Annotated in this window: 12 protein-coding genes; 9 read left to right on the top strand and 3 right to left on the bottom strand. The window is 49.1% G+C overall.

What is annotated here, in order from left to right; translation table 11 throughout:
- Positions 1–40: 40 nt before the first annotated feature.
- Entirely contained in the window at positions 41–1,471 is a 1,431-nt protein-coding gene (locus tag HGH92_RS12775) for a sensor histidine kinase (RefSeq protein WP_168871092.1), read from the bottom strand.
- A gap of 321 nt (positions 1,472–1,792) precedes the next feature.
- On the opposite strand from HGH92_RS12775, the gene HGH92_RS12780 reads away from it, so the two are divergent.
- From HGH92_RS12780 to HGH92_RS12795, 4 genes are all read left to right on the top strand, one after another.
- Complete coding sequence (locus tag HGH92_RS12780) at positions 1,793–1,996, top strand: hypothetical protein (RefSeq protein ID WP_168871093.1); 204 nt, start codon at positions 1,793–1,795, stop codon at positions 1,994–1,996.
- 30 nt (positions 1,997–2,026) lie between these two features.
- Positions 2,027–2,602, top strand: a complete 576-nt coding sequence (locus HGH92_RS12785) for a ferritin-like domain-containing protein (RefSeq protein ID WP_168871094.1) — start codon at positions 2,027–2,029, stop codon at positions 2,600–2,602.
- Positions 2,603–2,697: 95 nt separating this feature from the next.
- A complete protein-coding gene (locus HGH92_RS12790) occupies positions 2,698–3,564 on the top strand; it encodes an SDR family oxidoreductase (protein ID WP_168871095.1) in 867 nt (288 codons plus the stop codon).
- Positions 3,557–4,624: a DNA topoisomerase IB gene (locus tag HGH92_RS12795; RefSeq protein WP_168871096.1), complete on the top strand. Its 1,068-nt coding sequence runs from the start codon at positions 3,557–3,559 to the stop codon at positions 4,622–4,624. Before HGH92_RS12790 ends, HGH92_RS12795 begins: the two co-directional genes overlap by 8 nt.
- On the opposite strand, the gene HGH92_RS12800 is transcribed toward HGH92_RS12795, so the two are convergent.
- A complete protein-coding gene (locus HGH92_RS12800) occupies positions 4,613–4,960 on the bottom strand; it encodes a hypothetical protein (RefSeq protein WP_168871097.1) in 348 nt (115 codons plus the stop codon). The two genes, HGH92_RS12795 and HGH92_RS12800, sit on opposite strands and share 12 nt — an antisense overlap.
- A 120-nt stretch (positions 4,961–5,080) precedes the next feature.
- Between HGH92_RS12800 and HGH92_RS12805 the strand changes: the two genes are divergently transcribed.
- From HGH92_RS12805 to HGH92_RS12825, 5 genes are all read left to right on the top strand, one after another.
- On the top strand, positions 5,081–5,869 hold the full coding sequence (locus tag HGH92_RS12805) for a Ku protein (protein WP_168871098.1): 789 nt from the start codon (positions 5,081–5,083) through the stop codon (positions 5,867–5,869).
- Positions 5,866–6,480 carry a DNA polymerase ligase N-terminal domain-containing protein gene (locus HGH92_RS12810; RefSeq protein ID WP_168871099.1) on the top strand — a complete coding sequence of 205 codons (615 nt, stop codon included), beginning with the start codon at positions 5,866–5,868 and terminating at the stop codon, positions 6,478–6,480. Before HGH92_RS12805 ends, HGH92_RS12810 begins: the two co-directional genes overlap by 4 nt.
- A gap of 53 nt (positions 6,481–6,533) precedes the next feature.
- Positions 6,534–8,402, top strand: coding sequence for a DNA ligase D (gene ligD / locus HGH92_RS12815; protein WP_168871100.1), 1,869 nt, complete (start codon positions 6,534–6,536; stop codon positions 8,400–8,402).
- 26 nt (positions 8,403–8,428) lie between these two features.
- Entirely contained in the window at positions 8,429–8,944 is a 516-nt protein-coding gene (locus HGH92_RS12820; protein WP_410493891.1) for a DUF4199 domain-containing protein, read from the top strand.
- 118 nt (positions 8,945–9,062) lie between these two features.
- A complete protein-coding gene (locus HGH92_RS12825) occupies positions 9,063–10,394 on the top strand; it encodes a sigma-54-dependent transcriptional regulator (RefSeq protein ID WP_168871102.1) in 1,332 nt (443 codons plus the stop codon).
- Position 10,395: 1 nt separating this feature from the next.
- On the opposite strand, the gene chrA is transcribed toward HGH92_RS12825, so the two are convergent.
- Positions 10,396–11,556: a chromate efflux transporter gene (gene chrA / locus HGH92_RS12830; RefSeq protein ID WP_317166396.1), complete on the bottom strand. Its 1,161-nt coding sequence runs from the start codon at positions 11,554–11,556 to the stop codon at positions 10,396–10,398.
- Positions 11,557–11,635 lie beyond the last annotated feature (79 nt).

Consider the following 11,635-nt stretch of genomic DNA (forward strand, 5'->3'; position numbering starts at 1 on the left):
TTGACCCGCAAGAAAAGTGCTAATCTTTTTATTTATCGTATTATCCTTCGTTTTTATTGCCCTGTAGAATGGGTAAGACAACGATAAAAGTGGCGCCCTGGCCGGGCTCGCCTTCGGCAAAGATGAAACCGTTGTGACTGTCAACAATTTTTTTACAGATAGCCAGACCGATGCCGGTGCCGGTGTATTCACTGATGCCGTGCAGGCGCTGGAAGATAAGGAAGATACGTTCGGCGAAGGCGGGGTCAAAGCCGATACCATTGTCTGTGATACTGATACGGCAGAAAAGCGTGTCCCACCGGTTTTCTTTCACGAAGCCCAGCTCTTTGCCGGTCAGCACCTGCTGCCGTATACTGATCACCAGCGGCCTGTCTGGGCTGGCGAACTTGATGGCGTTGGCCAGGATGTTCTGAAACAACTGGTGAAAAGACGTATCGCTGCCTTCTATTTCCGGCAGTTTGTCATAGGTGACGGTCACATTTTTTTCTTCGAGGGTTACTTCAAGGTCGGTAAGCACTTCCTGCAGCAGCACGTTCATGTCCACGAGGGTAATGCTTTCGGGCGTAATACGCCCTGCCCGGGAAAATACCAGGAGATCGTTGATCAGCACCCGCATGCGGGACACGGCCGATACCATACGGTCTATCAGCTGGGTGGCGTCGGGGGGCAGCTGGTCTTTGTATTTCATCTGCAACCGGTCACTGAAGGTGGATATCTTCCGCAGCGGCTCCTGAAGGTCGTGAGAAGCAACGTAAGCAAACTGTTCCAGCTCCTGGTTGGTTTTATTGAGCAGGGAGATATTTTGCTGAAGATCGCGCTGATAGGACTTCATTTTGCTCTCAATATGCAGCTGTAGCCTGAATTCACGGGTAAGCGTCACATAGGAATAAATGCCTATCAGGATGGCCACAATAGAAGAGATAAAGATCACGGGCACCCACAGTACGGAGAAGAAATGAAACAGCTTGGATTTTTCGTGTACCTGGTTTTCCTCAATGCGGATCATGTCCTGCACTTTGCGGTCCAGCCGGTCAGCGGCTTTTTCTCCTTCTTTGACGGAACTTTCCTGCCGGGCTACGGTCACCGTCTGGCTGCCGGTCATCAGCTGCTGGTATTTGATGGTCAGCAGCTGCCGCAGGGTATCCAGGTGTTTCTGTTGCCGGGGGCTTTCAGCGGTGATTTTACGTAACAGCAGGTATTCCCTTTCTATGCGTTTGCTTCTTTCTTCCATGCTGGGGTCCAGGAAAGAACTGTCTTTCGTGAGATTATAGCCCCTGATGGCAGCCTCTGCTTCCTTTAACTGACGGGTGATGACTTCCAGCCGTTTAGACACCTCGATGGCGTGATTCAGCCTCCCTGCGTTGTCCAGCAGGTTTTTGGCTACCAGGTAGGAAAAGATGGATGCAGCGATAATAACCGTAAAGGCAATGAAAAATCCGATGCGTATTTTTTTATATACTGGAAAATGCATTTGGTCTCTTCAATAGTGGTTACTGTGTAAGCAATTCAAGATACTATTTTATGTATTAAAAACAGATGACCGGGCGGTGTATTTTTTTGGGAACCCTCGCTGCGCAACTATTTCCACAGTGTGCTACTTATTTCTACGGCTGATGGGGAATCCAAAATACAGCGTGCGGCTGGCGCCGTTGGCGTTTATTGTTAACGAATGAAACCCTTTGCTGCACAATGTTTGCGGCCCGTGCTGCGATGGGTGGGCGATGGATATTGTGCCCTTGGAATGAACTTTGATTTTTTTTAAATAGTTATTTAACCCATAAAACTGTAAGCTATGAACCCGGAAAGACAAAAGCAGCCAGACGAAGAACCTAAGCCGGATAAAGAACAACCGGGAAGGGAAGCTCCGACACCTGTGCAGCCACCTCCAGACAAGCCTGAGCCTATTCCGGAAGAACTGCCCGAAAGGGAAGTCCCCCGTCAACCGGCAGACCCAAAGGCTGAACAAGCATTTCAGAGACAAAAACCAGATAAGTAACATTTCCTCACGCAACTAAATTTACGTTTTATGCCTACGTCCAAAACAACAGCAAAAACAGCTTCCACTAACAGAAAACCCGCCCGCAAATCCAATTCAGCGGAGCAAATGAGTAATTCCAAATTCCATGAACTGTTCATGGAAGAACTGAAAGATATCTACTGGGCAGAGAAAGCACTGGTAAAAGCACTGCCTAAAATGCAGAAATCAGCTACCTCCGAAGAACTTAAAACCGCTATCGGTGATCACCTGGAAGAAACCAAAACCCATGTCAGCCGGTTGGAGGAGATTTTTGAAATGATGGGAAAAAAAGCCACAGGCAAGAAATGTGAGGCGATGGAAGGGCTTATTGCAGAAGCACAGCAGGGAGTGGAAGATACCGAGGAAGATTCCATGGTACGCGATGCGTGCATCATTATCGCTGCCCAGAAAGTAGAACACTACGAAATATCAGCTTACGGCAGTCTTCGCACCCTGGCCAATGTTATGGGACACAGCGATGCTGCAGATCTGCTGGAACAAACACTTGAAGAGGAAAAACACGCCGACAGCCTGCTCACAGAGATAGCTGAATCTACCGTTAATGAAGAAGCAGCTGCCGAGTAACCACGCTTGTGTAAAAGATTGTAATTCTTGAATAGAAACAAACTGCAAGGGTCCCTGCCGGTATGCAGGGGCCTTTTTTCATCAACTGAGATACCATGCAAAAGTCTCATCCGAAGAAAGCCGTACGGCCCGCACAGAAACAACCACGCCAACCGGGCCTTGAAGCAGAAATGGAACCCAAGCCAGTATTTGACAAAAAACAGGCGCCTGAAGGCCGTCTGCAAGGCAAAGTAGCAGTGGTCACCGGTGGAGACAGCGGCATCGGCAGGGCCGTGGCTGTTGCCTTTGCCCGCGAAGGTGCTGATGTGGCCATCGCCTTTTATGATGAGCAGGAAGATGCTGCCATCACCGCTAACGAAGTGGAAAGTTATGGCCGCCGGTGCCTGACGATAGCAGGGGATATCCGACAGGAAAAACATTGCGTGGATATCGTCAAAAAGGTGATCAAACAGTTTAAAACACTGGATATTGTGGTAAATAACGCCGCGGTCCAATACCCGCAAAAAGGGTTGGAAGACATCTCGGCGGAGCAACTGCATAAAACCTTCGAGACGAATATCTATCCGCATTTTTACCTCACCAGAGCGGCATTGCCATACCTGAAAAAAGGCAGCTGTATCATCTGTACCACTTCGGTCACTGCCTACCGCGGCAGCAGCCACCTGATAGACTACAGCGCTACCAAAGGCGCTATCGTCTCTTTCGTCCGCTCATTGTCAGCTTCCCTGACGGAAAAAGGCATCCGGGTCAACGGTGTAGCCCCCGGCCCCATCTGGACGCCCCTGATACCGGCCACCTTCAAACCGGAAGAAGTGTCCAAATTCGGATCAGACGTGCCCCTGAAAAGGGCCGGCCAGCCGGTGGAAGTGGCATCCTGCTATGTATTCCTCGCCTGTGACGAATCTTCTTATATCACCGGTCAAATCCTGCATCCTAACGGAGGAGAAATTGTCAATGGATAACCTTGCGATCATAACAGACCCGGAGGCGGTGGCGAAAGCCGTCAAACTACGCTATGTCAAAGCCGGTGCCCCTGGCTACTCCCGCGAACGCACGCGGGAGGGCGGTTTCTTATATAGAGATGAACAGGGCGCCCTCATCACCGACGAAACCATATTGGAACGTATCCGTAAACTGGTACTGCCGCCAGCCTGGGAAGAAGTCTGGATCTCCAAATGGCCCAACGGCCACCTGCAGGCCACCGGCGTGGACGTGAAAGGACGGAAACAATACCGCTACCATGCAACGTGGTCGCAGGTACGCAATGAAACGAAATACGACCGGCTGCGTTATTTCGGTGAACTGCTGCCTGCTATCAGGGAACAGATAAAACATGACCTCCACCGCAACCAGCTAAACAAGGAAAAGGTGATTGCTATTGCTCTGGCGGTAATGGAGGAAACACTCATCAGGGTGGGTAACAACGCCTACGAAAAACTGTATGGCTCATACGGACTTACCACCTTGCGGAACAAACATGTTAAAATCAACGGTACTGCTGCCTTTTTTCAGTTCAGCGGCAAAAAAGGCATCATGCATAAAATACAACTGCGCCATGCCGCCTTAACACGCCTGCTCAAAAAAGTCCGTGACATCCCCGGACAGGAACTTTTTCAGTATTATGATGAAAACGGGGAAACACATGCGCTGGATTCCGGAGAGATCAATGATTACCTGAAACAGTGTACCGGTGAAGAGTTTACCTGTAAAGACTTCCGCACCTGGGCCGGTACGGTACATGCGCTGAACCTCCTCGCCGGATTGGAGGACTTTACTTCAGCCGCGGCCTGTAAACGCAATGTGGTGGGGATTATCGACAGTGTGGCCGCCAAACTGGGGAATACCCGCGCCGTTTGCAAAAAATATTATGTCCACCCCCGGCTCCTGGAAGATTATGAAAACGGCTCCCTGGAACCCTGGCTGAAGAAAATCCGCCTTCAACGCAAACAACCCGCCAATGCTGACGGGTTGCATGCTGATGAAAAAATTTTGCTGCATTATCTGAAGCAGTTAGCCAAATAACAACTGCTCTTCTCTGTCTTCCACTTTGATTTTTTTGATAAACTCATCGAACCAGGGCTCATCGTGTGAAGAATAAGCACCGTAAGCGTCCAGTACATACCCTTTATTGCCCTCAGCGTCTTCCATCACATAAAGTATGGAAGAATCTGACGGGTCCGATTCCCCTTCAAAACGATAGGTTTTAATGATAGTGAGATCTTCCGGATTATAAATTTTCTTGGCGTCCGGCGACTGCATTCTGCCGTGGTCACTCATCTTCAGCTCATGGTCATATCCTTTTTCATGTAACCGCTCTAAAACGCGTGTCAGTGTTGTCATTTCTCCAGGCTTTTCCATAAAATAAGGGTTTTTGGTTACCAATGGAAAAACCAAAAGTTATGCCGCGCTGTTTAACCATTATAGCGTACACTGGTACTATTTGTGTTAACATGAACGTATAACCAAAAACTTCACACCATGCGAGCAATTTGGTCAGGATCAATAGGCTTCGGGTTGGTGAACATACCCGTCAAATTATACAGCGCCACACAGGACAGCAGGCTGGACCTCGATATGCTGGACAGCCACGGATTGGCCCACATCCGGTTTAAAAGAGTGAACGAAAATACCGGGAAAGAGGTGCCCTGGGAACAGATTGTGAAAGGATATCTATACAATGACGAATATGTGATACTGGAAGATGAAGATTTTGAAGCCGCCAGCCCTAAAAAAAGTAAGATCATCGAGATAGAATCATTTGTGGATGAGGTTTCTATAGATGATATCTATTTCGAAAATCCCTACTTTTTAGAACCGGCCAAAGGAGGTGAAAAAGCGTATGAACTGCTGCTGGAAGCCTTACAGAAAACAGGTAAAGCAGGCCTCAGCCGTTTTGTGCTGCGCACACAGGAACATCTGTCGGTCATCAGGCCCAGGGAAAACTACCTCATGCTGCAACAGCTACGCTATGAAGAAGAGATACGCTCCACTGAAGATCTCAGTCTCCCTGACAATGTCAAAATAGCGAAAAGGGAACTGGACATGGCCATGGAACTGATTAAACAGTACTCCGCCGAATTTGATATCAGTCAATATAAAGATGAATACAAGTCCGAGCTGATGAAGATCATCAAGGCTAAAGCCAGTGGTAAAAAACCGGTGGTGAAAAAAATGAAGATAGTACATACGAAAAGCGATGACCTGTTTGACCAGCTGAAAGCCAGTCTGGGCAGCAAACCGACGACTTCTAAAAAACGCGCCTCATGAGTCTTGCCAAATATAAAAAGAAACGGAACTTCGATGAAACCACAGAGCCTACGGCCGGTAAGCCGGAGAAAGGGCAACATATCTTTGTGGTACAGCGGCACCATGCCACCCGGCTGCACTACGATTTCCGCCTCGAAGTGGATGGGGTGCTGAAAAGCTGGGCAGTGCCCAAAGGGCCCTCGCTGGACCCCGCCGATAAACGCCTGGCCATGCAGGTAGAAGACCACCCGTACGACTATAAGGATTTTGAAGGTACTATCCCTAAAGGAAATTACGGCGCCGGTACGGTATATATCTGGGACAAAGGCACATTTGAACTGCTGCGCAATGATGGTAAAAACTTCGATAAAGAAGCCCTGAAAGAAATAGCAGCCGGTGACCTGAAAGTAGTGCTGAAAGGCAAAAAGCTGAAAGGGGAATTCGCCCTGGTGAAGATGAAGGCATCTGACGATAACGCCTGGCTGCTGATCAAACACCGGGATAAATATGTGAAGGAAAAGTATGACAGTGAAGACTATACGCCGGAACGTGTGAAAGCACAAGGCCTGCGTGAAAAAGCATCTGCCCGTAAAAAAAAAGCCCCGTCCCCGCAGCCGCAGCGGAGCCGGTAAAGCAATCGGCCCCCTCCCGTAAGAAAGAACCCATCAAAAAGATCTATAAGCCTATGCTGGCCACATTGGTAGACGCTCCTTTCGATGATGCCGACTGGCTGTTTGAAACCAAATGGGACGGATACCGCGCTATCGCTGCGGTACAGCAACACAAAGTGCAACTCTATTCCCGTAATGAAAAAGACTTCGGAAAGGACTATCCCGCTGTAGTGGCGGCCGTAGAGAATATTGCGCACAATGTGGTGCTGGACGGAGAAATTATCGTCCTCGACAGTAAAAAGAATTCTCATTTTCAGTCTTTACAGAATTACAAAACTACCGGTAAAGGCAACCTCGTGTACATGGCGTTTGACCTGCTGCATCTCAACGGTGTGGAGCTGCAGCAACTGACGCTGCTGGAACGCAAAAGTCTGCTGAAGGATATTGTAGCACAGCTGAATGACAAGCGGGTGCAGTATTCCGGCCATGTGCTTAAAAAAGGCAAAACGTTTTTTGAGAAAGCCCGGCACCAACAGTGGGAAGGGATAATCGCCAAAAAAACAGACAGTACGTATGAAGAAGGCCGCCGTTCTGCCTCCTGGCTGAAGATAAAAGTCACGAACGAACAGGAAGCCATCATCTGCGGATTTACGGCGCCCAGGGGCAGCCGTAAGAAACTGGGCGCGCTGGTACTCGGCTTGTATGATGATAAACAGCTGAAATATATCGGCAACTGCGGCGGCGGCCTTAATGAGGCTTCGCTGGATATGTTATATAAAAAGCTGCAGCCATTGGTGCAACAGGCGTCGCCTTTTGGCCGCAGGATAAAAACAGACATGCCCGTCACCTGGGTGAAACCTAAACTGGTGTGCCAGGTGAAATTTTCGGAATGGACCGGCGATGGTATCCTCCGTATGCCGATATTCCTGGGACTGAGGGAAGATAAACCGCCTGCAGATGTACATCCGGAAACACCTAAAACAGTTCAGACTATGGCTACTGCTACCGCTCCCGCTGCCGGGGAAAAAGACCGCGTTATCACGCTCAACGGCAAAAAGGTAAACCTGACCAATCAACAGAAAATATACTGGCCCAAAGAGAAAATCAACAAAGGCCAGCTGGTGGACTATTACCTGTCTGTGGCGCAGTACATACTGCCACACCTGAAAGACAGGCCCATGTCGTTACACCGGTTCCCGAACGGGATTGACAAACCCTCGTTTTATCAGAAAGACCTGGACCTTGAACAGACGCCGGCATGGATTAAAAGCATTGCGCTGCACGCTGCTTCTACAGGAAAAGACGTAGACTACCTGTTATGCAACAACGAAGCTACGCTGGCCTATATGGTCAACCTGGGATGTATCGAGATCAATCCGTGGCTGTCCCGTACCAGTAAGCTGGACAACCCTGATTACGTGGTGATGGACCTCGATCCGGAGAACATCGATTTTAAATACGTGGTGGAAGCCGCCCTGCATATCAAGGCTTTCCTAGACCCTTATAAGATAACCACCTTCTGTAAAACTTCCGGCTCTACCGGGCTGCATATTTATATTCCCACCGGAGGAAAACACAGTTATGATACCGGGCGTTTATTTGCGGAATATATTGCCCGTCAGGTAAACAAACAGTTGCCGAAGAGCACCAGTGTTACACGGGCCAAATCCGCCCGCAATAAAAAGGTATATCTTGATTTCCTGCAAAACAGCCGGGGACAGACGGTAGCGTCGCCTTATTCTGTGAGACCCAAACCCGGCGCCACCGTGTCGATGCCGCTGCAATGGAAAGAAGTGAATGAGAAACTGAAGATCAGTGATTTTGATATATTTAACTCACTGGAACGGATAAACGAAATTGGCGATATCTGGCACGATATTCAAAGTACAAAAAATGATCTGCGGAAGTTCATACGCGACGTGGAACAGTCCGCCGATACTTGATTTTTGTACGTTTAAAAAGCTATGCTATGCAACAGTCATCGCAAGTTCCTGTGAAGCTATCCCCTGTTTACGGAATCATTATCGCTGTTATTTGTATGGCACTGACAGTTATCTTTTATGTAACCAATCAGTACGGTGCTTTATGGACAGGCTTTTGCACGAGCCTGGTCTTTTTCCTGGGGGTCATGTTGTCGATCGTGCATTACAACAACAAGCACCATAATGTGACCTCGATGAAGTCGTCTTTTGCCATGGGCTTTCGTACTACACTGCTGGCAACTTTCCTGGTGGCGGTATTTTCATTGGTATTTCATTTTCTGGTGATCAACGGAGAAGGGCACTATATGGTCCAGCAGGGAGAAGGTGGCGGAACAACCGTTATCAGCAACCAGGACACAGAGCAGCAGAAGTTCTGGATCATGTTCCTTGGAAATATCCTGTTTGCCAATTTAGCCATGGGCGCATTGGCCGCAGTGCTGGCAGCCCTTGTATTTAAAGCCAATCAGAAAACCTCCCGCAGCCGGTCGGCAGAAAACATATAGTCATTTGGCTATGGGGTTATCGGGATATTGATGAAGGATATTGGGTTATTTAGTTACTTTGTTGTGTTTATCCCTGGATAAATATCTAAAAAACAAAATGACTAAATAATAAAATACCTTGAAGGGCCATATACTTATTATCGACGATGAAGACCAGCTGAGGAAGCTCCTGAGCCGGCTGTTGGCACTGGAAGGATATACCCTGCATGAAGCAGGGAATATCCGTTCTGCCATGAAAATCCTGGAAAAAGAGGAGATCAGCGTGGTATTATCTGACGTGAAGCTGCCTGACGGCAACGGCGTAGAGCTGGTACAAACGATCCGCGGCCGTTTTCCGCAGGTGGAAACTATTGTGCTCACGGCTTACGGCAACATCGCCGACGGGGTACAAGCCATTAAAAACGGCGCGTTTGATTATATCACCAAAGGTGACGATAACAACCGTATCCTGCCGCTGGTCAGCAAGGCAATGGACAAAGCCCGGTTACAGTTCCGCATCCGCGACCTTGAAAAGAAAATAGCCGGTAAATATAATTTTGACAACATCCTGGGTAATTCCCCTGAAATCAATGTCGCCAAAGAGCTGGCCCGGAAAGTGGCGCCTACGGACATGACCGTGCTGTTGCTGGGTGAAACCGGCTCCGGCAAAGAGGTGTTTGCCCACGCTATCCATGAGGGCAGTAACAGGCGCCAGCAGCCATTTGTGGCGGTCAACTGCAGCGCTATCGGTAAAGACATCCTGGAAAGCGAGCTGTTTGGACATGTGGCCGGCGCCTTTACCGGAGCGGTAAAGGATAAAAAAGGCTTTTTTGAAGAAGCCCGCGGCGGTACCATTTTCCTGGATGAAATGGGAGAAATGCCGGTGGAATTACAAGCCAAACTGCTGCGGGTACTGGAAGCGCAGGAGTTCTATAAAGTCGGGGAAGCCAAACCGGTCAAAACCGATGTACGGGTAATTGCCGCTACCAACCGCCACCTGGAACAGGAAATAGCCGCCGGCAACTTCCGTGAAGACCTGTTTTACCGCCTCTCCGTATTTCAGATCGCTTTGCCTTCACTCAACGAACGGAAAAAAGATATCCCGTTACTGGCGACCTGGTTTATACAACAGTTTTCGCCCAAGCTGAACAAACGCCTGACCGGTATGAGCCCGGCTTTCCTGCAGGCATTGCAGCAGCATAGCTGGAAAGGGAATATCAGGGAGCTGCGCAATGTGATAGAGCGGGCAGCCATCCTCACGGACACGGATATACTGGATGTGCCGTCACTGCCCTTCGATTTTCAACAGGGAGTGGACAGCACCTCTTCTTCCCTGCGGCTGGCGGATATGGAACGAAGCCATATCATCCGGGTGCTGGCCCATGTAAAAGGCAATAAAACCAGGGCGGCGGAGCTGCTGGATATCGGCCTCACCACCTTGTACAATAAAATCAGGGAATATAATATCTGAGTTATAGCAGCCAGCCCATTAACAGGCAGGCAATTACGATAAATGGAGATGGCAGTCTGGTGAATAGCAGCAATGCCAGTGTGGAGAACATGATCAGCAGGTTGTACCAGTTGATCGGAATAGCGAAAAACAGGATGAGGGTGGCCGCCCACATAATACCTACCACCACAGCGTTTATCCCTTCCAGTGCCCGGTAGATGACCACATATTTTTTCAGGTTATGCCAGATGGGGAAAAAGAAGAGCACCAGTAACAGGCTTGGCAGAAAGATCGCGATAGGGGCGAGGATACAGCCGAGGAACTGGTAGCCCATGCCCAGGTTGCGCATTGCCATGCCGCCTACATACGCGGAGATGGAAAAAGTCGGCCCCGGAAGGGCGCGCATAATACCGGCGCCTGTCAGCAGCTCTTCCGCAGTCATGTAGTTGGACTTGGTGCGGGTCACGTACTGTTCCAGCATCATGGCGATAAGGATATCGCCACCGCCAAAGACCAGGCTGCCGAAACGGTAGAAGTTCTCAAAAAGGTTGAAAGGACGGCGGGTGATCCATTCATGGGAACGGGCATATTCAGACAGAAAACCGGCCAGCACAAAGATGAGCACAAACAGCCAGATGTTTCCCCATTGTATTTTTTTGGGTTTGTCCGGGATGTCCGGGATACGTTTGTTACTGAAGTTGGAAACGATGCCCCCCAATATGATCAATGCCGGGAAAGTCCACGGCGATTTCAGGTAAAAGGCTGCAAACATGGACACCATCATGATTACGAAGGTCGCCAGGTTGTTGATACTGATACGATAGGCTTTGATGCTTCCAAAAGCCAGGAAGCCTACCGCCATCGGCTGTACGTACTTAAAGATGTCAGTCTGTAGCGCCCGCTTGTCGAAATACTGCAGCAGAAAGCTAAGCGATCCCATCAGCAGACAGGCAGGAGTGATCCAGATCAGCAGGGTCACAATGGCGAGCATTACACCGCCACGTTTATAACCAATAAGGGTAAGTGTTTGAGAGGAGGATGCGCCCGGGAGGAGCTGGCAGAAGGCGTTATATTCCATCAGTTCCTGCTCGGTAACGTCTTTTCGCTGGTATACGAATGTTTTCATCATCATTGCCAGGTGCCCCTGCGGGCCACCGTAGGCAGTTATGCTATGTAATAGCACCGCTTTTAAAAAAGGTATATGACGTAGAAACACAGTTATTGATAAAGTGAATTCCGCTCGAAGGATTCAATAAGTTAGT

This window comes from Chitinophaga varians, assembly GCF_012641275.1.
GTDB lineage: Bacteria > Bacteroidota > Bacteroidia > Chitinophagales > Chitinophagaceae > Chitinophaga > Chitinophaga varians_A.